14 protein-coding genes and 3 tRNA genes are annotated in these 22,848 nt (G+C 60.2%); 1 reads left to right on the top strand and 16 read right to left on the bottom strand.

Annotated features, from left to right (window positions below):
* Positions 1-10 precede the first annotated feature (10 nt).
* The 11 genes from nuoG to GA0061103_RS11140 form a co-directional block, all read right to left on the bottom strand.
* A complete protein-coding gene (nuoG, locus tag GA0061103_RS11190; protein ID WP_092710911.1) occupies positions 11-2,092 on the bottom strand; it encodes an NADH-quinone oxidoreductase subunit NuoG in 2,082 nt (693 codons plus the stop codon).
* Positions 2,093-2,332: 240 nt separating this feature from the next.
* Complete coding sequence (locus tag GA0061103_RS11185; RefSeq protein ID WP_092710908.1) at positions 2,333-3,094, bottom strand: 5' DNA nuclease; 762 nt, start codon at positions 3,092-3,094, stop codon at positions 2,333-2,335.
* Positions 3,095-3,103: 9 nt separating this feature from the next.
* Complete coding sequence (gene nuoF / locus GA0061103_RS11180; RefSeq protein WP_092710906.1) at positions 3,104-4,408, bottom strand: NADH-quinone oxidoreductase subunit NuoF; 1,305 nt, start codon at positions 4,406-4,408, stop codon at positions 3,104-3,106.
* A gap of 10 nt (positions 4,409-4,418) precedes the next feature.
* On the bottom strand, positions 4,419-5,540 hold the full coding sequence (locus tag GA0061103_RS11175) for an NADH-quinone oxidoreductase subunit E (RefSeq protein WP_092710904.1): 1,122 nt from the start codon (positions 5,538-5,540) through the stop codon (positions 4,419-4,421).
* A 15-nt stretch (positions 5,541-5,555) separates the two neighbouring features.
* Positions 5,556-5,873, bottom strand: a complete 318-nt coding sequence (locus GA0061103_RS11170; protein WP_092710901.1) for a hypothetical protein — start codon at positions 5,871-5,873, stop codon at positions 5,556-5,558.
* Entirely contained in the window at positions 5,873-7,063 is a 1,191-nt protein-coding gene (locus GA0061103_RS11165) for an NADH-quinone oxidoreductase subunit D (protein ID WP_047627059.1), read from the bottom strand. The genes GA0061103_RS11170 and GA0061103_RS11165 overlap by 1 nt, the downstream gene beginning before the upstream one ends.
* A 66-nt stretch (positions 7,064-7,129) precedes the next feature.
* Positions 7,130-7,732 (bottom strand): NADH-quinone oxidoreductase subunit C, encoded by a 603-nt coding sequence (locus GA0061103_RS11160; protein ID WP_092710898.1) that lies wholly within the window; start codon positions 7,730-7,732, stop codon positions 7,130-7,132.
* An 18-nt stretch (positions 7,733-7,750) separates the two neighbouring features.
* Positions 7,751-8,332 (bottom strand): NuoB/complex I 20 kDa subunit family protein, encoded by a 582-nt coding sequence (locus tag GA0061103_RS11155; RefSeq protein ID WP_015339504.1) that lies wholly within the window; start codon positions 8,330-8,332, stop codon positions 7,751-7,753.
* Entirely contained in the window at positions 8,323-8,688 is a 366-nt protein-coding gene (locus GA0061103_RS11150; protein ID WP_034489570.1) for an NADH-quinone oxidoreductase subunit A, read from the bottom strand. Before GA0061103_RS11150 ends, GA0061103_RS11155 begins: the two co-directional genes overlap by 10 nt.
* 258 nt (positions 8,689-8,946) lie before the next feature.
* Positions 8,947-9,023: transfer RNA gene (locus tag GA0061103_RS11145), tRNA-Asp, on the bottom strand.
* A 48-nt stretch (positions 9,024-9,071) separates the two neighbouring features.
* A tRNA-Asp gene (locus tag GA0061103_RS11140) sits at positions 9,072-9,148 on the bottom strand.
* Between the two features lie 391 nt (positions 9,149-9,539).
* On the opposite strand from GA0061103_RS11140, the gene GA0061103_RS11135 reads away from it, so the two are divergent.
* Positions 9,540-9,615: transfer RNA gene (locus GA0061103_RS11135), tRNA-Val, on the top strand.
* A gap of 362 nt (positions 9,616-9,977) precedes the next feature.
* Here the strand turns inward: GA0061103_RS11135 and GA0061103_RS11130 are convergent.
* The 5 genes from GA0061103_RS11130 to GA0061103_RS11110 all read right to left on the bottom strand — a co-directional run bounded on the left by GA0061103_RS11130 (position 9,978) and on the right by GA0061103_RS11110 (position 22,736).
* On the bottom strand, positions 9,978-11,270 hold the full coding sequence (locus GA0061103_RS11130) for a capsule biosynthesis protein (protein ID WP_092710895.1): 1,293 nt from the start codon (positions 11,268-11,270) through the stop codon (positions 9,978-9,980).
* Positions 11,270-12,847: an LTA synthase family protein gene (locus GA0061103_RS11125; protein WP_092711258.1), complete on the bottom strand. Its 1,578-nt coding sequence runs from the start codon at positions 12,845-12,847 to the stop codon at positions 11,270-11,272. The genes GA0061103_RS11130 and GA0061103_RS11125 overlap by 1 nt, the downstream gene beginning before the upstream one ends.
* A gap of 131 nt (positions 12,848-12,978) precedes the next feature.
* Positions 12,979-13,833: an SDR family oxidoreductase gene (locus GA0061103_RS11120; protein ID WP_092710892.1), complete on the bottom strand. Its 855-nt coding sequence runs from the start codon at positions 13,831-13,833 to the stop codon at positions 12,979-12,981.
* 18 nt (positions 13,834-13,851) lie between these two features.
* On the bottom strand, positions 13,852-15,210 hold the full coding sequence (locus tag GA0061103_RS11115; protein WP_245304741.1) for an aminotransferase class I/II-fold pyridoxal phosphate-dependent enzyme: 1,359 nt from the start codon (positions 15,208-15,210) through the stop codon (positions 13,852-13,854).
* Positions 15,211-15,272: 62 nt separating this feature from the next.
* A complete protein-coding gene (locus GA0061103_RS11110) occupies positions 15,273-22,736 on the bottom strand; it encodes a type I polyketide synthase (protein WP_092710886.1) in 7,464 nt (2,487 codons plus the stop codon).
* Between the last annotated feature and the right edge of the window lie 112 nt (positions 22,737-22,848).

Here is a 22,848-nt window from a genome sequence, read left to right as displayed (position 1 = left end):
TCCTGTGCCCTTACTCTGCCGCAACGCGGAAATTGTTGCGGGCCAATGCCGAGCACTCGGCCATGACAGCCGATGCGCGCGTTATCGGGTTCGTCAAATAGAAGTCTTTGATCGGCGAAGCAAATGCCGATTTGCCCATCGCGCCGGCTTTTTTCGCAAGTGCGGCAATTTGGGCGCTATCGGCTTCGGCAATCTCGTCGATGCCGGCGAAATGCGGGAAGGCTGCATAGAGCTTCGCACGCAATTCTCTCAGCGAATCAAAGGGAAGCTTCTTGCCGAGCACGTCGGAAAGGGCGCGGATGATTGCCCAGTCCTCGCGGGCGTCGCCCGGCGCGAAACCGGCGCGGTTGCCCATCTGGGCGCGGCCTTCGGTGTTGACCCAGGTGCCCGACTTTTCAGTGTAGGCGGCTGCCGGAAGGATGACGTCGGCGCTCTGTGCGCCGTTGTCGCCGTGCGAGCCGATATAGACCGTGAACTTCGCGCCCTTGCGGCTGAAATCGAGTTCATCGGCACCAAGCAGGAAGAGGACATCCATCGAGGACAGCATGGCAGCGGCATTGACGCCCTTTGCGCCCGGCACGAAGCCGAGATCGAGGCCGCCGACGCGCGAGGCTGCGGTGTGCAGCACGGCAAAGCCGTTCCAGTCTTCCTTGACGACGCCAACGGCTGCCGCGAGCTTGGCGACGTTCGCCAGCACTTCCGCGCCGTCTTCGCGTGTAAGAGCGCCCTGGCCGATGATGATCATCGGCTTCTGAGCGTTCTTCAGGACATCGGCGAAGCTGTGCGAGCCGCTGACGAGATCGGCCAGCGTATCCGGACCAGCGCCGAGATAGTCGTACGAGTAGCGAAGGTCGGCGGCCTCACCGATCACGCCGATCGGGAACTTGCCGCGACGCCAGCGCTTGCGGATGCGCGAGTTCATCACGGCAGCCTCGAAGCGCGGATTGGCGCCGACGATTAGCAGCGCGTCAGCGGCTTCGATGCCCTGGATGCTCGGGTTGAAAATGTAGCTTGCGCGGCCGAGCGACGGATCAAGCGCCGTCCCGTCCTGGCGACAGTCGAGATTTTCCGATCCCAGCGACTTCAGCAGCTCGCCGAGGGCGTACATTTCCTCGACCGAAGCAAGATCGCCGGCGATGGCGCCGATCTTGTCGCCGCTGGTGGCCGAAACCGCCGACTTGATGGCTGCGAAAGCATCGCTCCAGGTCGTCGGCTGCAGGCGGCCATCCTTGCGGACATAAGGCTTGTCGAGGCGCTGGGTCTTCAGACCGTCCCAGATGAAGCGGGTCTTGTCGGAGATCCACTCTTCGTTGATCTGCTCGTTGACGCGGGGCAGAACGCGCATGACTTCGCGGCCGCGGGTATCGACGCGGATCGCCGAGCCGAGGGCGTCCATGACGTCGATCGATTCTGTCTTGTTCAGTTCCCACGGACGAGCCGTGAAGGCGAAGGGCTTCGAGGTGAGAGCGCCGACCGGGCAAAGGTCAACGACGTTGCCCTGCAGCTCGGAGGTCATCGCCTGCTCGAGATAGGTGGTGATCTCGGCATCTTCGCCCCGGCCGATCAGGCCGAGTTCCGAAATGCCGGCAACTTCCGTCGTGAAGCGGACGCAGCGCGTGCAGTGGATGCAGCGGTTCATGACCGTCTTGACGAGCGGGCCGATATACTTGTCTTCGACGGCGCGCTTGTCTTCCTGATAGCGCGAGCTGTCGATACCGAAGGCCATGGCCTGGTCCTGCAGGTCGCATTCGCCGCCCTGGTCGCAGATCGGGCAATCCAGCGGGTGGTTGATCAGCAGGAATTCCATCACGCCTTCGCGGGCCTTCTTGACCATCGGCGTGTTGGTGAAGACTTCCGGAAGCTCGCCGTTCGGGCCGCCACGGATATCGCGCACGCCCATGGCGCAGGATGCCTGCGGCTTCGGCGGACCGCCTTTCACCTCTACGAGGCACATGCGGCAATTGCCGGCCACCGACAGTCGTTCATGGAAGCAGAAGCGCGGGACTTCGGCGCCGGCTTCCTCGCACGCCTGGATAAGCGTGTAGTGATCCGGAACTTCGATCTCTTTACCGTCAATCTTCAGTTTAGCCATCGTCCACTCAGTCCTATGTCACGTCTTCAGCCCAACCTGGCCGCAGACAATTTCATGATCGCAGACCGGATTGCCATCGCGGCGGCTCAAAACGCCTGATGGCACCGGTTCGCTCACAATAAGCTTTGCCAAGCCTTGTCCCCGCAAGACCCGCTTTACGATCGAGCCATGTGAGTCACTCACATCGTCTCCATCGCTGTCATTCACCCTCCCCGGCCACGATACAGCCGAGGAAAAATCTCAACTCCGGCCCTTCGGCAGCAGCGCCTTGGCCTGACCGACCCAGTCGTCGCGCCGGATGCGGCCGTCGAAGCCAAGCTCCGCGTCGATCCGCTCGATATCGGCATCGCTCCAGGCGGCGATATCGGCAAATCGCTTGATGCCGCGTCCGTTCAGCACCTGCTCCAGCTTCGGACCGACGCCGGAAATCCGCTTCAGGTCGTCAGCCTTTTCGGCTGCCTTGCGGCCGCGCGCAGGAGCCGCCTTTGCGGCGACCGGCGCAGCGGCTTCAACCTTCGCGGTCTTCTTTGCAGGTGCCGCGACCGCCTTGGGTGCGACAACCGCGGGCTTCGGCTCGACCTTCTTCACGTAAGCCGGCTTCCGCTTCGCGGCAACTGGCTTCGGTGTCGCGACCGGCTTTGGCGCAACAACTTTGACCGCAGCCTCGACCTTCACAGGCTTTGCATCCCCTGCCGCATCACTCGCTGCAGCCGGCTTAGCAGCAGCATGACCCTGGTGCTTTTCGTCTTCCAGAGCATCGGCCAGTCTGGTGGTTGCTTCAACCGCGCCCTGGAAAGCGCCGAGAAATGCGCCCGCCAGCTGCGACGTAAAGCCGAAACCGATTGCGGTCACGGCGGCAATGGCTGCGGCCGGATGGGCCATCAGCGGATGGATCGGCATGATCGGCGCATTCCCAAACATATCGGCAGCGGCGCGGCCAAGATCGGCCGACGTATTGCCGGCCGCTCCGCTGTCCTGCCTGATATCGTTGGTCTTCGCCATCTTCGATCCTTACTCGGCTGCTTCCAGAACCGCGCCGTGGCTCGTCGCGTTGGCAGTATACTGGTCGATACGCTTTTCGATCTCGGGACGGAAATTGCGGATCAGGCCCTGAACCGGCCATGCGGCTGCGTCACCGAGTGCGCAGATGGTATGACCTTCGATCTGCTTCGTCACCTGGAACAGCATGTCGATCTCGCGCTTCTGGGCGTTGCCGCGAGCCATACGCTCGAGAACGCGCCACATCCAGCCGGTACCTTCGCGGCACGGCGTGCACTGGCCGCAGCTTTCATGCTTGAAGAAGGCCGAGATGCGGGCAATCGCCTTGATGATGTCGGTCGACTTGTCCATGACGATCGCCGCAGCCGTGCCGAAGGACGACTTGACTTCGCGCAGGCCGTCGAAATCCATCGGGCAGTCGATGATGTCGGCAGCCGGAACGACCGGGCACGATGCGCCGCCGGGAATGACGGCAAGCAGGTTATCCCAGCCGCCGCGAATACCGCCGCCATGCTTTTCGACCAGCTCGCGAAAGGTGATGCCCATCGTCTCCTCGACCGTGCAGGGACGGTTGACGTGACCGGAGAGCATGAACAGTTTCGTGCCGACGTTGTTCGGGCGGCCGAAGGACGAGAACCAGCCGGCGCCGCGGCGCAGGATCGTCGGAGCAACGGCGATGGACTCGACGTTGTTGACGGTGGTCGGGCAGCCGTAAAGGCCCATATTGGCCGGGAACGGCGGCTTCAGGCGTGGCTGGCCCTTCTTGCCTTCCAGGCTTTCGAGCAGCGCGGTTTCCTCGCCGCAGATGTAAGCGCCGGCACCATGATGAACGAAAACATCAAAATCCCAGCCGAGCTTATTGTTTTTTCCCAGCAATCCGGCGCCGTAGCATTCATCGATCGCGGCCTGCAGGGCTTCGCGCTCGCGCATATATTCGCCGCGGACATAGATATAGGCGGTGTTGGCACCCATGGCGAAGCCGGCGATGACGCAGCCTTCGATCAGCGTATGCGGATCGTGGCGCATGATGTCGCGGTCCTTGCAGGTGCCCGGTTCGGACTCGTCGGCATTGACGACGAGATAATGCGGACGGCCGTCGCTTTCCTTCGGCATGAAGGACCACTTGAGACCGGTCGGGAAGCCTGCGCCGCCACGGCCGCGAAGGCCTGACGCCTTCATCTCGTTGATGATCCAGTCACGACCCTTTTCGAGGATTTGCTTCGTGCCGTCCCAATGGCCGCGCGACATCGCACCCTTCAGAGACTTATCCTTGAGGCCGTAGATATTGGTAAAGATGCGATCCTGATCCTGTAACATGCTTCACCTCTTACCGCGGCTTCTTGCCGAAGACCTTGATATATTCCGCTTCGCCACCCTTAGCGAGTGCCTCAGCCTGCCTGACCCATTCGTCGCGCTCGATCCGGCCCTTGAAATTCAGATAGCCGTCGACCCAATGGCGCTCGGCCTCATGCCAGCTGGCAATCTGCGCGAAGGTGAAGATACCGAGCTCGTGCAAGGTGCCTTCGATCTTCGGGCCGACGCCTGAAATGAGCTGCAGATTATCCGGCTGCGCGGGTCTTTCGATACCGGCGGGACGATCCTTGTCATCGAGCGACGGCTTGCCGGCCGCAGGCTCCGCAGCAGCAGTGCCCGAAAGCGGCTGCGTTTCGGCGGCCTTGGCGTTCTTGGCGGCTTCCTTCGGCGCCGTTGCCGGCGTCTTCAGGCTCGGATTGGTTTCGGCATCCATGCTTTTCGCGCGAGCAGCTTCGGACGGCGGGATCGACACGGCTTCTGCAGTGGCCTTGGCTGTCTTGCTTGCGGCGCTCTTTGCCTTCGCCTCATCCGACAGGAGAGAGGTCAGGCCGCCTTCCGGAGCGGAGAAAACGCGATCGATCTGCGGGCCAGTCTGAATCTCATGTCCCTTGCCTGCGGCGAACGCATCGATGATCTCTTCGAGACGTGTCGGCGTCAGATCCTCATAGGTATCCTTGCCGATCACCACCATCGGTGCGTTGACGCAGGCGCCCTGACATTCGACTTCTTCCCAGGAAAGCGTGCCGTCGGCATTGCGCTCAAAGGCGTGATCGTTGATCCGGCTCTTGCAGATCTTGATCAGCCCCTCGGCGCCGCGCAGCATGCAGGGCGTGGTGCCGCAAACCTGAACGTGGGCGCGGGTGCCGACCGGATGCAGCTGGAACTGCGTGTAGAAAGTCGCGACTTCGAGCGCACGGATATAGGCCATGTCGAGCATGTCGGCGATCGTTTCGATAGCCGCCTTGGTGACCCAGCCATCCTGCTCCTGTGCGCGCATCATCAGCGGGATGATCGCGGATTGCTGACGACCATCAGGATATTTCTGGATCGTTTTTTCAGCCCAGACCGCATTCTCCGCATTGAAAGCGAAGGCGGCAGGCTGGAATTGATCTTCGGCTAGTCGACGAACGGACATCTTTCACGCCTTATCTCAGTTTAAGGACCCACACCGCGTATTCGTCAGAGACGAGAATTCACAGGCATAGGCCGACTGGTCTTTCTGCATAAACACAACAAACTTGCCGCCATTCGGCACAGCGGCCTTGATCTCGTAACCGCGGGAAAGGAGGTCACCCATGGTCGAATCTCCGCCCGACGCAACCCCGCTTCCACTTTTCGCAGAATTCGAATTGATCGAATTCGAATTCTGCAGGTTGATGCTCGGCAGGCCCTGCGTCTTGCCAGTCTGCTGCGCCGAGGCACCGCAGGCGACCAGAAGTGCCGGAATGACGACCTGCCAGGCTCGCATCAACGATCCACCTCACCGAACACAATATCGAGCGAACCGAGCACGGCCGCGACGTCAGCGAGCTGGTGGCCGCGGCACATGAAGTCCATGGCCTGCAGATGCGCATAGCCCGGAGCGCGGATCTTGCAGCGATACGGCTTGTTGGAGCCATCCGAGACGAGATAGACGCCGAATTCGCCCTTCGGCGCTTCGACAGCCGCATAAACCTCGCCAGCCGGCACGTGATAGCCTTCGGTGTAAAGCTTGAAGTGGTGGATCAGCGCTTCCATCGAGCGCTTCATCTCGCCGCGCTTCGGCGGAACGACCTTGCCGTCCAGCGACGAAACGGGACCCGTCTTGGCATCGCCGAGCAAGCGATTGACGCACTGCTTCATGATGCGGACGGACTCGCGCATTTCGATCATGCGGATGAGGTAACGGTCGTAGCAGTCGCCGTTCTTGCCGATCGGAATGTCGAATTCGAGATCGGAATAGCATTCGTAGGGCTGCGCCTTGCGCAAGTCCCAGGCAGCACCCGAGCCACGGACCATCACGCCGGAGAAGCCCCAAGCCCAACAGTCTTCTAGCGAAACCACGCCGATATCGACGTTGCGCTGCTTGAAGATGCGGTTGCCGGTCAGAAGATCGTCGATATCGTCGAGCGCTTTCAGGAACGGATCGCACCAGTCACCGATATCCTGAACCAGCTTTTCGGGAAGATCCTGGTGAACGCCGCCTGGGCGAACATAGGCGGCGTGCATGCGCGAGCCGGAGGCGCGCTCGTAGAACACCATCAGCTTTTCGCGCTCTTCGAAGCCCCAGAGCGGCGGCGTCAGCGCGCCGACGTCCATGGCCTGCGTCGTGACGTTCAGCAGATGCGACAGGATGCGGCCGATTTCCGAATAGAGAACGCGGATCAGCTGGCCGCGGATCGGGATATCGATGCCGAGCAGCTTTTCGACGGCCAGCGCATAGGCGTGTTCCTGGTTCATCGGCGCCACGTAGTCGAGGCGGTCGAAATAAGGAACGGCCTGAAGATAGGTCTTCGTTTCGATCAGCTTTTCAGTGCCGCGATGCAGCAGGCCGATATGCGGATCGACGCGTTCCACAATTTCGCCGTCCAATTCGAGGACAAGACGCAAAACGCCGTGCGCAGCCGGATGCTGCGGGCCGAAATTGATGTTGAAGTTGCGAACGTTATGTTCTGTCATGGCGGCGATGCTCGCGTTTTCAGAATTTCAGAGAATGGCAGACCGAGACCTGCCACACGCCAACAATCAGGCCTTCGCCTTCTCGTCACCCGGGAGCACGTAGTCGGTGCCCTCCCAGGGCGAGAGGAAGTCGAAGTTGCGGAATTCCTGCTTCAGTTCCACGGGCTCGTAGACGACGCGCTTGGCGGCATCGTCGTAACGAACCTCGACGAAACCGGTCGTCGGGAAGTCTTTGCGCAGCGGATGACCTTCGAAACCATAGTCCGTCAGCAGGCGGCGCAGATCCGGGTGGCCGGTGAAGAGAACACCGTACATGTCCCAGGTTTCGCGCTCGAACCAATCGGCGCCGGGATAGACGCCGCAAGCGGAGGGAACAGGCTGATCTTCGCCGACAGGAACCTTGACGCGAATGCGCAGGTTCTTCTTGGGCGACAGCAGATGGTATACCACATCAAAACGCTCGGCGCGCTGCGGCCAGTCGACGCCGCAGATATCCGTCATGTTGACGAAGCCGCACTTGGCATCGTCGCGCAGGAAGGTCAGCAGGGCGATAACGTTTTCGGCCGTCGTCGTCACATTCAGTTCGCCGTACTTGATCTCGCTCGAGGAGATCAGAGCGCTGCGAACTTCCGTGAGGTAGGCGGCAAGCTCGTTCAGGGCTTCACTCATGATACCTTGTCCCCTGCCTTACCGTTCGATGGTGCCGGTGCGCCGGATCTTCTTCTGCAGCAGAAGCACGCCGTAAAGCAGCGCCTCCGCCGTGGGAGGACAGCCCGGAATATAGATGTCGATCGGAACGACACGGTCGCATCCGCGAACGACGGAATAGGAATAGTGATAGTAGCCGCCGCCGTTGGCGCAGGAGCCCATCGAAATGACGTAACGCGGCTCGGGCATCTGGTCGTAGACCTTGCGCAAAGCGGGCGCCATCTTGTTGGTGAGCGTGCCGGCGACGATCATGACGTCGGACTGGCGCGGCGAAGCGCGCGGCGCAAAGCCGAAGCGCTCGACGTCGTAGCGCGGCATGGAAACCTGCATCATCTCGACAGCGCAGCAGGCGAGACCGAAGGTCATCCACATCAGAGAGCCGGTGCGCGCCCAGTTGATCAGCTCATCGGTGGAGGTGACCAGAAAGCCCTTGTCGGCGAGCTCATTGTTGATTTCGCCGAAGAACGGGTCGTTGCTGCCAACGGGCCTGCCGGTCGCGGGATCGATGATCCCCTTCGGCTGCGGCGCGACGAGCGTCGTGTTGCTTGGGGCTACTCCCATTCCAGGGCTCCCTTCTTCCATTCATAGATAAAGCCGATGGTCAGCACCGCGAGGAAGACCATCATCGACCAGAACCCGAACCAGCCGATCGCACCGAACGAAACGGCCCACGGGAAGAGGAAGGCGACTTCCAGATCGAAGATGATGAAGAGAATCGATACCAGATAGAAGCGGATATCGAACTTCATGCGGGCGTCATCGAATGCATTGAAGCCGCATTCGTAAGCCGACAGCTTTTCCGAGTCAGGCGCCTTGAAGGCGACGGCGAACGGCGTGATCAACAGCGCCAGGCCGATTACCAAGGCAATACCAATGAAAATCGCTATCGGAATATAGGAACTGAGCAGTCCAGTCATCATGTCCATCCCTGCTTGCGATCAGCGCCGGGGCGGCGCATCTGAGCAAATGCCCAGCAAGCGAAAGAGCGTTGCAACAAAGCCGTGGTTAGCGCAGCCGGAGCGCGGGCGCAAGCCTTTTGAATCTGTCCTTTAGGGTACTATCGAGCGGTAGATATCAATGTGTTGCGACGGCAACGCGACAAATCAGCGCTGGCGCGAAAAGGCTCTTTCGCAATCGCAATAAATTGATGTTTGATTGTAATGGCTTGGAGAAAATGGCGCGAGTGACGGGGCTCGAACCCGCGACCTCCGGCGTGACAGGCCGGCACTCTAACCGACTGAGCTACACCCGCGCATTGTTTGGCCTTTCAGCCGATGCAGATCCGAAATTTGCCTTGAAATGGCGCGAGTGACGGGGCTCGAACCCGCGACCTCCGGCGTGACAGGCCGGCACTCTAACCGACTGAGCTACACCCGCATTTCATTTCAAGCATTCCGGATGCTTCCGCACCCATCAAAGCGGCCCTCGCCGTTCGATGAGCGGCTAACTACGGGGTTCGTGTTTGGGTGTCAAGCAGGTTTGAATACAAATCGATGACAGAGTGCGAATTGTTTTGGACAAGCTCGCCCGCAACTTTCCGTTCCGGCGATTTGACATGGCAGGTTCCCACTCCACGCATTTCATCAGCGCCTGATATGCACAGGAGCAATCCAGCAAGCCTCACATCTGCTCATGTGGATGACCCCGGCCGGAGAGGTGTAAAATTCAAAAAAATCAAAAAATCTTCACAAACACTCTTGCGGTTTGTCGTCGTTCCGCATAGATCACGGCCACCGAATGCGGCGGGCCAATGACCCGCTTCGCAGAAGGGCGATTAGCTCAGTTGGTAGAGCGCCTCGTTTACACCGAGGATGTCGGGAGTTCGAGTCTCTCATCGCCCACCACTCTTCACAATATTCAATTGTTAGTTTGATTGATCGTCGGCGGTTCGCTGCAATCACGATGGGCGGCTTTGCGCGCCCAACACCTACGGCTCAGTAGTTGCCGAGAATAATGACGGCCAGAAGCACCACGGAAACAAGCACGAGGGCTGCGATAATCATCAGCAGCTCCTTCAACATGAATCGTTCCATCTTGCTGTCATCCATGGCGTTTGCTCCCCGCAAACCGTTATCCACATTCATTCCCAGTGTCGAATCGCTGCGCTGAGTTCCGTTTCAGTCCACATGTAAGTGGCCTCGTTGTCAATTTCAGCCTGAAGACCTCGCAGCGGCACCAATTCTTCTTCCATTACATTGCATCATCCTTACGGCACAGGAAGCTTTATCGGCCGCCGCCTCGGCGGCGGGTCGATGTAGGCGTCAGGCAGATTGACGGTCCGCGACAACAATCTCTCCGCGATCTGCGCGGCGGCGGCGCGCGCGCCCTCCCCGGAGCAAAAGTTGCCGCGTACCTGCACCGCTGCGGCCAGCAGGCGAAAGAATGCGCCGCATAGCTCCGGCGACGGCGGCGACGGCTCCCGCCAGAATCGATCCAGGCTGCCTTGATCGCTCAGGCCATCGATGTCGTAGATCGCCGCTCCCAGCGCTTTGACCGGCTTTTCAGCCTGTAGCGCGGAAAGCGCCGCAGTCGAGTTGACCGTCACCATACCTTGGCTGGCAGCAATCAACCGATCAAGATTGCCGCCATCGATCAGATGAATGCGCGGCGACAATCCGCATGAGGCGCCGATGCGATCGACATAGGCGCGCCAATCCACCAGCCCATGGTCGAGCGGATGGAGCTTGAGGACGAGGTGCGCGTCGGGTGCGGCATTCTCCGCGAAGGAACGAACAATCAGCCGGATGGCATCCTGCTGTTGATGGAAGGGCGAATGTGCTCGCAACTGAAAATCGGTCTGAAGCTGCAGCGGATAGACGAAGAATCCTTTGCCGCCGGCAATCAGACCCTCGATCACACCCTCTGCCTCTCGTGCCCTCCTGCCGCTGGAAGGAAGTTTCCTCAGCCAGCCGGCATATTCCATCAAGGGATGGTAAAGCCCGTGCCGCCGATAGCCGGGATAGAGAAACTGCAGAAAGACGATCGGGAGATAGTAGGCGAGATCATAAAGCGCTTCCGCCAGAAAAGTTTGACTGTAGCGGCGTTTCCAATCCGGTTCCGGCAGCTTGGACGCTGCCTTCAATATATGGGCAGGCTCAGCCGGAAAGTGCGAATTGGAGGAGAGGCCATCTCGCTCGAGCGTCACCCAGTCCGGCCGCAAATATCCCATCTCGACAACATTGACGGTAACGCCGGCACGCCGCGCCTCCTCGATGGCAACCTGGTGGTAGGGGCGCTCCTCGCCGTGCAGAATCAGGTCGGTGACGTTCTCGGCCTCGATTCGCTGTCTGACATGAGCGCGCCATCCGGCAAAACCGCCGCGGTAATTGGAGGCGCCGCGCCAGCGCCAACAAATCCAGTCCCCGGCATTCAGGTTGATGCGGATGCAGCGGCTGCCGGCCATTTCCAGGATTCCGGCGATCTCGATAAACAATGGCGAGGATGGCCCCTGCAGGAACAGGAATACGCGCGCGGGGGCGGCGCCCTCCCCGCTGGGCATCACTCCGGAACCTCGGTGGCAAGGCCGGCATAGTGCAGCAATGTGCCGAACAGGTTCCACGGTGCCTCTTCCTGTGGCGGCTGCGGCTTTTGGGAATGGGCGCGCGCGCGGCCAAGCGGAACGATGAGGTAATCGGTGCGCGGATCGGGGAACGGATCTGCAAAGGCTTTCAGCAAGGGTGCATGATCACCATAGAAGAGCAGCCAGACCGGGCGATCCAGCCTGTCGAGGTGATGGGCGAGATTGCCGAGCGCGTGATCGGCGCGCATCAGGAGCTCGCCATAGATATCCACCGGATTGACAAGGTCGCCGCAGCGGCCCGGCTCCCAGGGGCCGTGATTCGCCATGGACGCAACGAACAGGAAATTCTTGCCCATGCCATCGTCGTCGATCGTCCGAATCACACTCTTCGTCAGCGAGAGGTCGCTGACATAGGGGCCATCGCGTTCCGGATTGTGATCGAACTCGTCCAGCATCATCATCCGGTCGAAGCCGAGCTGCGGCAATGCCTTGTGTCGAAGGAAGAATGTCTTGTCGTAGGGATGGATGAACTGCGTCTTCCAGCCCGCCTTCTTCAGCCGCGCCGGCCAGACCACATCCTTATAGTGGCTGGCGCGCAGATAGGGGTAGCTGGCATCGATATGTACATTTTCAGGCAACAGCCCGCTCAAGACAGCAAATTCGGTTCGCAGCGTATAGCCACCCTCGAAGACGCTGGTCATGCGGCCCCATTGCGCGGCCTGCTCGCGCAGGCGGTCGAGATTGGGAAGCTTGATGTTGTCGACGCCGAAATGCCTGAGATCGATGAAGGATTCGGATTGCCAGACGACGATGAGCGGTTCGTCTTCGCCATGCTCCCAAAGCTCCTGCAGCGCCGACATGAAGCGCCCGGATAATTCCGCGACGATCGCCTCGCGCCGGACACCGACCCAGATGACGAAATGAAAGACGACGGAGGCGAAGGTGCCGAAGCGCACCGTATCGATCTTCACGTCAACCTTGCCGAGAAACTTCTGTGTGAAACGGCAGACCGGTTCGCTGACGACCCTGCTGAACAGCGCGAGCCATGGCGCGAAGGCGACCGCCAACATCAACAGGACCCATAGCAATTGGTTCGACGCCGGCAAAACCGATGGCTCAAGATACATGTAGAGGCCGCTGAGGCCGAAAACATAAGCGAAGGCGATGATCCAGAAGACGATGTTCAGCGAAGTCGCGTAGAAGATCTCCTTGTATTTGAAGACATCCACGACGAGCGCGATGTCCGAAAAAACCAGCGGCTCACGGATAAACTCGAACTTCGCCCTCGATATGCCCGTGAAGATGACGAAGAAGCTGATGACAGCCTGCGTGCTGTAGAGCGGGCGCCAGGAAATGGCAAAGAAGGCGACATAGATCAATATGATGACCGGGATCCTCGCCGCCCAGTCGCAGGCTACCCGCCGCCAGCTTCTTTTCGGGCGATTCTCGGCGGTGACGGCAGCCGGCATGGCGAAAGGATCGGTCAGCAGGACGATCACGCAGGAGAACGCGAAGCAGGCAAGCGTCAAAAGAACTGGAAAATCATGAAGCTTCAAGATTGCGCCATCCAAATGCCCGCCGCCTCTACGGCATTTCTCATATCCACGAGGAACGGGCCGCCAATTCCCTGACTTACCTTCTCTTGCACGTGTTTCACCGACAGCGCAACACCGGTAGTTGTTTCGTATTACTTATCACTATCAAAGCCTTGCTCGGCGGTATCGGCAAGACCGCGCCCCCCCTCCCTACCAAATATTTTTCGCGTCTTGCGCGAAAACCACCATAGCAGCGGCGGTTTTATCAGTGGTCCGAAAAATGCAAGCGCCGTCAGCGAAAATCCAAAATGGATTCTTTGTTTGCCACGATCCAGTCCGTGGACGATTTTTGCCGCGACGGCCTCTGCACTCCACGGCTTGACGGACCCCATCAACATTTTCGCTTCGTGAGGTCTGAGAGAGATTTCCCGACGATATTGCGGCGTCATCGTATCGGGCGGAAAGCAGATGGAAATCTTTACGCCCGAAGCACCAGCCTCGGCACTCAAAGCCTCGGCAAAACCCTCCAACGCAGATTTGGACGCGCAATAGGCGGTGTAGCCGAAGATGCCGATCAAGGCCGCTCCCGAGGAGATCATCATGATCCGGCCGCCGCGCCGGCTCTTCATGCCTTTATAAACAGCCCGAACCGCATTGGCCGTCCCGAGAACATTGATGGAGATCTGCTCATCGAAGACCGATGTCGGCATCGCATCGAAGGCGCAGGGTTCGACGATACCCGCGGAAGCTATGAGGATATCACAGGGACCGAAGGACGCTTCGCAAAGCTTTATCGCCTCCGTGGTCTGTTCGGCCGAAGCCACATCAACGGAAGCCGTCCGGATAAAGGCACCGTCGACACCGGGAAGCGCTGCGATTTCCGCGCGCGCCGCTTCGAGACGCCCCGTATCGCGAGCAAGAAGCGAAACTCGAGCACCCCTGGCCACATAAAGCTTCGCTACCGCCAGACCAATTCCGCTTGAACCTCCCGTGACGATAACGTGCATGAAACGACCGCCCCGAACTTATGAGCCGCCTGGAGCCTGAGCCAGGGGCAGCAGCTGCATCATCTTGTCGATATCCAGCGAGGCAAGACCGAAATTGCGGTCCTTCAAACTCTTGAGTTTTTCGGCCGTGAGCGCGACCGCTCGCCGAATCTGCTCCTCGGTATGATTACAGGTGATGAAGAAGCGGAGCCGCGCCATGCCTTCCGGCACCGCCGGGTGGATGATGGGCAACACATTGATGCCTTCGGCGAGCAGGTCGTTCGAAAGCTGCGCTGCACGAAGCGAATCGCCGACGATCACGGGCACGACCGAATGGCCCATGCTGAGGCCGGTATCGAGGCCCGCAGCCTTTGCTTCTTCGAGAAAAAGGTGGCCATTGCGCCTGAGGCGTTGGGTTCGCTCCGGTTCGGATTTGAGGATATCGAGGCCAGCAACGGCGGCAGCGGCGAGAACCGGTGAGAGACCGACGCTATAGACGAAACCGCCGGCTTCCGCCTTCAGAATATCGGCAAGTGCGCTGCTGCCGGCAATGTAGCCGCCACAGCTAGAGGTCGTCTTCGACAGCGTCCCCATCCAGATATCGACATCACGCGGATCGAGATCGAAATGCTCGAACGTACCGCGGCCCGTCTTGCCGAGAATGCCAAGCGCATGCGCTTCGTCGACCATCAGCCAAAAACCGTAGCGCGCCCTCAATTCCAGCAGGGCGGGAAGATCGGCAATATCGCCATCCATCGAATAGATGCCTTCGACGATGACGAGGACGCGCCGAAAATCCGATGAGAGCGTCTTCAGGATATTTTCGAGATTCTCGACATCGTTATGCTGAAACAGCCGGCGTGCCGCGCCGGAAAGCTTGATGCCGGCAAGCGCACTGTTATGAATGAATTCATCGTGGATCACGAGATCCTGCGGCCCCATCAGGCAGCCGATCGCTGTGACATTGGTCAGGTAGCCGCTGACGAAGCAGACGGCGGCATCGACGCCATAGACTGCGGCGAGCCTACGCTCGAGCTCGACATGACCAGGCCGCTCTCCTGCCACAAGGCGGCTAGCCGACGCCGAAATTCCGAAACGATCGATCGCCTCTTTGGCACGTGCGGCGACATGCGGGTCGGTATTGGTCGCCAAGTAGTCATAGGAAGCAAAATTGACGAACTCGCGCCCGCCGATGCGCGTCGTCGCGCCCGCGGCAGCATCGTGCGACCGGTAGAAGGGATTGGCAACGCCAAGCAATTCACCCGCGATGCGCTGCGTTGCGACGCGCTTGTATTCGGGCAGATCCTCGAAGCGCGTTACCTGGCGCGGTTGTGCCTGCGGCTGCCGGTTCAGCCGCTCGGTCCGGTTACGGCCAGAGGATTCGCCAACACGGCGCATCTGCTCGAGCAGCTTGCTTTTCTTCTGCTCCGCCGGATTGCCATCATCAGCATCATACGTGGTCACTGGACGGCCCTTTTTTCCTGGTCTGAGGCATGGCTGCGCGCCAGACGCTCGACCACGCCGTCATCACCTGCCGCGTCACCATTAGCATCATCACCATTGCGATTCATGACACGATCACGCAAGCGGCTGACGACATCGCCCACGGTCGTACCCTCGCCGACGCCACTCAGAGGAATATCGAAGCCGGTCTTCTGCTGGAAGCTCATGCCGAGCTCCATCGCCATCAGGCTGTCGAGCCCGATATCCTTCAGAACCTTGTCGGGCGTCACCGTGTCTTCCGTCACGCGCAGGATGGCGGCGATCTCCGCAGCGACGAGCGCATGCAGGGCGGCCTGAGCCTCCCCTTCCGATTTCCCCCTGATCAGTTCCTTAAGATCGATGCCATCTCCCTCGTTGAGGGCCTGATGGCTGCCCGCATGCCGCATCAGCGGCTCGAACAGCGACCGGCCGGAGATCGGCAGCAGGCGAACGGCGCTCCAATCGATCTCGGCGATCATGATCGCCGCCGCATCGACCGCACCTCTGTCCGCCAGCATATAACGCTCGACCTGCTCCAGAGCGTCGCGTGCCTTCAGCGCTGCCTTACCAATGCGCTTGGAGAGGAGATCATTGACCTCGATGTTGCGGGCAAGGAAGCCCTTGTCGGCGATGGCGCCGAAACCGACGGCGAGCGCGGGCTTGCCGGCAGCGCGGCGCGCACGCGCCAGGCCCTCCAGATAGCCGTTTGCCATCACATAATTCGCCTGGCCAGGATTGCCGAGCATGGTCGTTGCCGAGGAGAACAGCAGGAAAAGCTCCAGCTTGTCGTCCCGCGTCAGACGATCCAGGTTTTCGGCGCCACGGATCTTGACCTCGAGAACGGGACGATTGCGCTCCGGCGTCAGGTTGGCAAGCAGCGCGTCGTCCAGAACCATGGCGGCATGAACGACCCCCTTCAGCGGGCCTTCGGCGCGAAGCGAGGCAAGCAGCGTCTCGACCGCGGCAGCATCGGTGATATCGCAGGCATGCAGCGTCGTCACGACACCCCGCTTGGCCCAATCGGCGATCGCCTTTTTCGTTTCTGTATCGGCAATGCCTCGACGCGAGCACAGCGCCATGCGGCGCGCACCCTTGGAAACAAGCCAATCAGCGGCGGATAGGCCGAAGCCGCCAATGCCGCCCGCAACCAGGAAAACGCCCCTGGCATCGAAACGCAGGGATTTCGCAGGCGCTCGCAGGACGTTGTCGACACCCGCAACAGGCGGCCGCACCACGATCTTGCCGATATGGCCGGCATTCTGCATCAGCCGGAAAGCGTTGCCGATCTCGTCATAAGCGAAGGCGCGATATGGCAGCGGCGTCAGCTTTTCCTCGGCGAAAAGCTGGCCGATCTCCTTGAAGATGCGCCGTGTCAGATCGGGGACATTGACCAGAAGCTGATCGGCGTCGATACCGAAATAGCTGACATTGCGCCGGAACGGACGCAGGCCGATCTTGCGGTCGGCGTAATAGTCACGCTTGCCAAGCTCCAGGAAGCGGCCGAAGGGCTTGACCAGCTCGATGCTCCGCTCCATCGCTTCCGAAAAGAGCGAATTGAGAACGAGATCAACACCTTCACCGCCCGTAAGCCGCCGCACGCCGGACACGAAATCCAGCGAGCGGGAATCAAGCACATGATCGGCGCCGAGCATCTCGAGGAAGCCGCGCTTCTCGACCGTGCCGGCCGTGGCGATCACCTTGGCACCCCTGTGCTTGGCAATCTGGAGCGCAGCCAGACCGACACCACCGGCAGCTCCATGAATCAGGATGGTCTCGTCAGGCTGAATGCGCCCAAGCTCGACCATCGCATAATAGGCGGTCAGAAAGGCAACCGGCACAGTGGCAGCGGCAACGGTTTCCATCCGCTCCGGCAGCTTTGTCACACCGTCGCGATGGACGCACACATGAGTTGAGAATGCGGCAGGCCCGATCCCCATCACCTTATCGCCCGGCTTGAGATCATCGACCGCATCGCCCACAGCAAGAATTCGCCCGGCGAATTCCATGCCGATCGTGGCACCGGCAAAGCCGTCTTCCAATGCTTCTTCGGGCAGAAGGCCCATAGCCCACATGACATCCCGGAAATTGAGGCCGGTGGCTTCGACGGAGATCACAACCTCTCCTTCGTCGGGCGCGGGAAGACCCGTCTCCTCCCAGGCCACGCTATCCAGACGCCCGCTCACATGCTGGCGGATCGTTGCTGCTGTGAAATCACTGCGGCTCGCTTCGATGGCATCGAAGGGACCAGCCACAGCCCGGATTTCCCGGATCTTTCCGGTCGCGCGATCCAGGAACCATTCCCTATTGTCCGTTTCCGCCATCATCAGGGTATCGACCACCGAGAGCGTTCGGCCGCCAGCCGTATCGGCATCCAGCAGATGCACGTCAAATGCATCGTACTCGTTCTGAAGGACGCGGCCGAAAGCCCATAGGCCGGCGTTGGCATCATCGATAGAGCCAACCGACAGAGGAGAGCCGCCCGACGCCACGATGACCAGTCGAGGCCGCGCTCCATCGCTGTTCTGCGACAACAGGCTCGCCAACTGCGTGAACGCCGAGAGACGAGACAACGAGAGTTCCGCTGTATCGCCGCGGTTCATATCCGCAAGATAAACGACGCGGCGAGTAGTCGGATCAATGGCATCGAGAGCGTCGACAATATCCGGAGACGATCCGCCGAGATCGATGACCGTTATATGCTTGCCCGGCTTGCCGAGACCCTTCCCGCCCTGCTCCGACAAGATCAGGATCGGATCGGTGGCTTCCACGGCAGAATTCTCTTCCGGCTGCCGCTCGGATACGGCCGACACCGTGATCAGTGCGCCTTCGGGGAAAGTCTGCTCCTGGATCAGAGGCTTGGCAAAGCCCAGGGTCTCGAGGAGATCGGCAATCTGCTGAGGTGTGCCAAGCCGTCCGACCGGGAATTCCGGCGACTGGCTATCGGCAAACCAGCCTTCGGACAGGCCGAAGACAAAATCATTGAAAGCGCTCGGCGCGCGATCGGCGAGCAGCAACTGCGCGCCGCCGGCGGCGACCGACCGGACCATCCGCTTGATCTCGTCATTGTGGCGCATCAGATGCTGGCTCTGATCGCCGGAGGCGACCACGATGTCGGCGACATGGCGGTCCGCCAGCCTGGCCGGATCAACCACAATAACATGCGCATCACGCTCGAAGGCGATCTCCAATGCTCGGCGGGCTTGCTCGCGCGGCTCGGCGATCACGAGACATGCACCTGCGACCGCGGCGATCGTTGCCAGCTTTCGACTGAAAGCCACCGATACCGAGCCGACCTCCAGAACGTGCCCGATCGCCCCGTCCTTCGCCTCGACGGAGGAAGCCAATGCCTCCGCTAGCATCGAAAGCCGCCTCTGGCTCAAGGGAGAATGGACAAGCACATGCTCCAGCGTCGCCCCGCCCGGCATGTTTGCGCCTTGGGCCGCAGGCTCACGCCCCAGCACATGCGGACGTATCATCGCCAGATGCTCGAGCGTCTCGCGATAGGCATCGCCAACGAGGACACTCTCGGCCACGCGCCCGGCGTCCTCGCGATAGATTTCCTGCAGCAGCTCCGCCACCGGCGGCAGCGTCGGCTCCAGGGGAACATGCCACCTGCCGTCTCCCGTCTCCGCGATGCCGGCATCTTCCAGAATGTAAAGGCAATTGACGAGGAAAGACCTGAACTCGGGATCGCCGGGAAGCCCGGAGAATGCAACAGTACCGTTGCGGTCCGCAACCTTCAGCGCGATATCATGGCAGGCCCGATAGATCGCGGCATCAAGAAGAAGACTTGCGTTGTTGAGCACATGGTTCCCGTCGGAGCCACCATGCGACGAAATCCGCCGTGTACCGGCACTGGATCTGTCTCCACCGGCGAAAAGAGCCGAAGGCACGCTCTCATAATGAAAAGCGACGGAATCGAGCGTCGCCCTGCGGCGCAGCTGCGTACGGCGGAAACGGCTATCGTCAAGAACGACGACCGGCGTGCCATCTGCATCGAACAGGGTGAAACGGGCCTTGATCGAATTCGCGCTGAACCGCTCGATCTCGATAATGGCTTTGACGATCGGTCTTCCCTTGCCGAAAGCTCTCACGGTACCGAAATGAACGGGAATATAGGGAGCACCGGTTTCGTCGCCGGAGAACTGATCGAACAATGCGACGAGACCGTGAAACGCCGCGTCGACCGACATGGGGTTGAGATTATAGCTGCCGAACGGATGAGATGGCGGAGCGGCCGGCTTCAGATCCACTTCGATCACATGATGACCGAAGGCCACGGCTTTGGACAGAAGCTGGAAATGCGGGCCATAATGCAATCCGAAACGTTCCGCCGTTTCGTAAGTCACATCGGAGGTCAACGTTGATTTGCGCTCATTGCCCGATCGCTCGAAGGACTTGTTGTCCCCCTCGCCCGCCAGCGGCTTGCGGCAACGTCCAACCACATGAACCGTCCATTCGTCATGGCTTAGGCGTTCGCGTGACCGGATCTCGATATCTCCGGTCTCAGGCGACAGGATGGTCGACAGTTCGACCATTCGATCCTGGGACAATTCGAGCGGCCTGATGATTTCGAGATTGCCGATTTCAACCTCATCCGTCCCGTAATAGCGTTGCGCCGCAGTTACCGCGATCTCGACGAAGCCGCTGCCCGGCATGATTGCCTTGCCGTCGACCACATGTTCGGCAAGATCGGGGAAGAGACGGGCATCGAGATGGTTCTTCCAATTCGAACCATTGAGATCGGCGCGCCAGCCGAGCAGCGTATATGGGCTCTTGCGATCCCGACCGAAGATATCGATCTCGTCCGTCGTTGGAGGGGTGCGGAGCTCCACCGGCTCGAAAGGCAGGGACGGCAGTTTGACGAAGGCGTTGCGGGTGGCGCTGCCGCGGGCACGCAGCGCAGGCGCTCCATTGGCGACTGCCCGCGCAAATGATTGCGAAACTGGATCATGGTCGGCGACGGGCGCCTCCCGTAGCAAGGTCGGTATCGCAATGACCTGAACCGATGCCTGTTTGGCGATCTCCGCCACATAGTTCGACAGGATCGGGCGCGGCGAAATCTCGATGAAGAGGTTGCATCCCATCGCTATCGCGGCCTGACAACCAGCCTTGAAGAGCACGGGATCCCGAACATTGCGCCACCAATATTGGGTATCCAGCAGGCGCCCGTCGCGCAGTTCGCCGGTCACCGTCGAAATGAAGATCCCCGTGCCGCTATCCGGCGCGAGATCGGGCAGATCCGCGAAAAAAGCCTCTTTGGCGCGGTCGATGATCGGATGGTGGAACGGATAATCGATATCGAGAACATGCGCGACGATCTGGGATTTGCGCGCAGCGTCCCTGTAGGCCTCTATCTCATCGGCCGGACCGGAGATCGTTACCGAATTCGGAGCATTGATCGCCGCGATACATATACTGTCGAGACCCTTGGATTTCGCAAAGGCCAGCGCGGCATCCTCGCCAAGCACAACGGCTGCCATCTTGCCTTCGCCGGCAAGGAGATCCTGATGCAGCGAGCGCTTGGCGACGATTGCAACCGCTTCGGCAGCCGTCAGCGCCTTGGCGGCATAAGCGGCTGCGATTTCGCCGACCGAATGGCCGAAGACCGCATCGGGCTTGACCCCCATGGACCACAGGCAATCCGAAAGAGAAGCCTGGATTGCGAACAACAGCGGCTGCGCGATCTTGGTATCGGCCAAGCGTGCGGCAAGATCGGAAGCGACCAGAACATCGGTCAGCTTCTCGCCGAGATAGTATTCAAAGAGCGCGCTGAAGGACTGAAAACATTGCCGGAAATGGCGGTTTTCCTGATAAGCGCCGACACCCATTCCCGCCCACTGCGCGCCGTTGCCGGAAAAGACGAAGGCGATCTTGGCAGCTTGCGCCGGAGCTTCGCCCGCCTCGCCGACCGAATTTTTGCCTGCGAGATGCGCATCGATGGCGGCAAGCACGGCCGCGCTGTCCTTCGCGCGGGCAGCAAAGCGATGGCGCATGGGTTCGCGATTGGCGGCAGCGGAAGCGACGATCTGACGAGCCTCCTTGGGCTCGGCCGTTTCAAGACGGGTCCTGTAGTCTTCAAGTAGCGTCGAAAGCGCCGACGCCGTATGGGCGCTGACGGCAAAAACGACCCCCTCGCCCCGGATTGGCGGCTCCGGCGGAGCAATCGGATCGGGATCGCTGATGACAACGTGAGCGTTCGTTCCGCCGAAGCCGAAGGAATTGATCCCGGCAAAGCGTGCCTGCTTGGCCGGAAGAAGCTCGATCGTTGCTGTGTTGACCCGAACGTTCAAACCCTCGAAGTCGATGGACTCGTTCGGGTGGTCGAAATGCAACGAAGCCGGAAGGAAATTATTCTCAAGCGCAATGACGGCCTTCAGCAGTCCGAAAAGGCCGGACGCGGGTTCGGTATGGCCGATATTGGTCTTGATCGAACCGATCGGCACCGGCGCCCGCCGATTGCGGCCTATGACTTCACCGATCGCCCATATTTCGGCGGGGTCGCCGACCTTCGTTCCCGTTCCATGCCCTTCGATGAAGGCTATGCGATTGACATCGATATTGCGGCCTTCATAGATCGACTGAAGCAAGGCGGCCTGCGCCTCGCGGGACGGCATGGAAATGCCGTTGGTACGTCCCGAAGAATTGACGCCTACGGCATGTATCCTGGCATAGCTGCGGTCCTTTTCGCGCAACGCCACGTCCGTCCGGCGCAATACGATCGCCGCACCACCTTCTGCGCGGACGTAACCGCGGCCGTTGTCATCATAGGCGCGGCAGAGTCCTTCCGGCGACAGCATGCGCGCCTGGGCAAAACCTACAAAGGACATGGGGTTGAGCAGGATATTGATGCCGCCGACGATCGCCGTATCGATCTCGCCGCTCTCCAGCGCCTTCACCGCCTGGTCGAGTGCAACCAGCGACGACGAACAGGCCGTGTCGATCGTCATGCTCGGTCCGCGCAATCCGAATATGTGCGAGATGCGGTTGGACACGATGGAAAGCGTGTTGCCCGTCATGAAATACGGGCTACCCGAAGCAGGGTCTTCCAACGTCAGATTGCCGTACTCAAGGGAGGATGCCCCGACATAGACGCCGACGCGCTGCCCCTCAAATCCATCGATCGGCAGGTTTGCATCTTCCAAAGCGCGCCAGACTATATTCAGAAGGATGCGCTGCTGCGGGTCCATCTGCATCGCTTCGCGCTGGGAAAGGCCGAAAACCACGGAATCGAAGGCGTAGACATTATCGAAGACGCCGGCTGCAAAACTGTAAGTCTTCCCCTGAATGCCAACAGCCGGATGCCAAAAGCGCGCGAGATCCCAGCGCTCCTCTGGTATGCGGCTTACGGTACAACGCCCCTCCTTGAGGACAAGCTGCAGTTCTTCAATCGAACTCGCCCCTGGGGCAACGCTTGCGCGTCCGATAATTTCAACTGTCATGATCTCTCAGCAATACTCGAAGAAGTGCACCAAACTGGCCAAATTCAATATCAACTGCGCACGTTATTATCTGTGGTTGTTATCGACAAAAAAATTGCGTGTGCAACCAATA

This window comes from Martinezella multihospitum (assembly GCF_900094585.1).
GTDB classification, from domain to species: Bacteria; Pseudomonadota; Alphaproteobacteria; order Rhizobiales; family Rhizobiaceae; genus Rhizobium; species Rhizobium multihospitium.
This window is presented reverse-complemented; position numbering and strand designations above follow the sequence as displayed.

Coding starts and splice junctions, on each gene's coding strand:
- GA0061103_RS11155 (WP_015339504.1), bottom strand. CDS start 8,332: ATGGGAGTAGCCCCAAGCAACACGACGCTCGTCGCGCCGCAGCCGAAG.
- GA0061103_RS11165 (WP_047627059.1), bottom strand. CDS start 7,063: ATGACAGAACATAACGTTCGCAACTTCAACATCAATTTCGGCCCGCAG.
- GA0061103_RS11120 (WP_092710892.1), bottom strand. CDS start 13,833: ATGCACGTTATCGTCACGGGAGGTTCAAGCGGAATTGGTCTGGCGGTA.
- GA0061103_RS11175 (WP_092710904.1), bottom strand. CDS start 5,540: ATGTCCGTTCGTCGACTAGCCGAAGATCAATTCCAGCCTGCCGCCTTC.
- GA0061103_RS11110 (WP_092710886.1), bottom strand. CDS start 22,736: ATGACAGTTGAAATTATCGGACGCGCAAGCGTTGCCCCAGGGGCGAGT.
- GA0061103_RS11115 (WP_245304741.1), bottom strand. CDS start 15,210: ATGCGCCGTGTTGGCGAATCCTCTGGCCGTAACCGGACCGAGCGGCTG.
- nuoF (WP_092710906.1), bottom strand. CDS start 4,408: ATGTTACAGGATCAGGATCGCATCTTTACCAATATCTACGGCCTCAAG.
- GA0061103_RS11170 (WP_092710901.1), bottom strand. CDS start 5,873: ATGCGAGCCTGGCAGGTCGTCATTCCGGCACTTCTGGTCGCCTGCGGT.
- GA0061103_RS11150 (WP_034489570.1), bottom strand. CDS start 8,688: ATGACTGGACTGCTCAGTTCCTATATTCCGATAGCGATTTTCATTGGT.
- GA0061103_RS11185 (WP_092710908.1), bottom strand. CDS start 3,094: ATGGCGAAGACCAACGATATCAGGCAGGACAGCGGAGCGGCCGGCAAT.
- GA0061103_RS11160 (WP_092710898.1), bottom strand. CDS start 7,732: ATGAGTGAAGCCCTGAACGAGCTTGCCGCCTACCTCACGGAAGTTCGC.
- nuoG (WP_092710911.1), bottom strand. CDS start 2,092: ATGGCTAAACTGAAGATTGACGGTAAAGAGATCGAAGTTCCGGATCAC.
- GA0061103_RS11130 (WP_092710895.1), bottom strand. CDS start 11,270: ATGCCCAGCGGGGAGGGCGCCGCCCCCGCGCGCGTATTCCTGTTCCTG.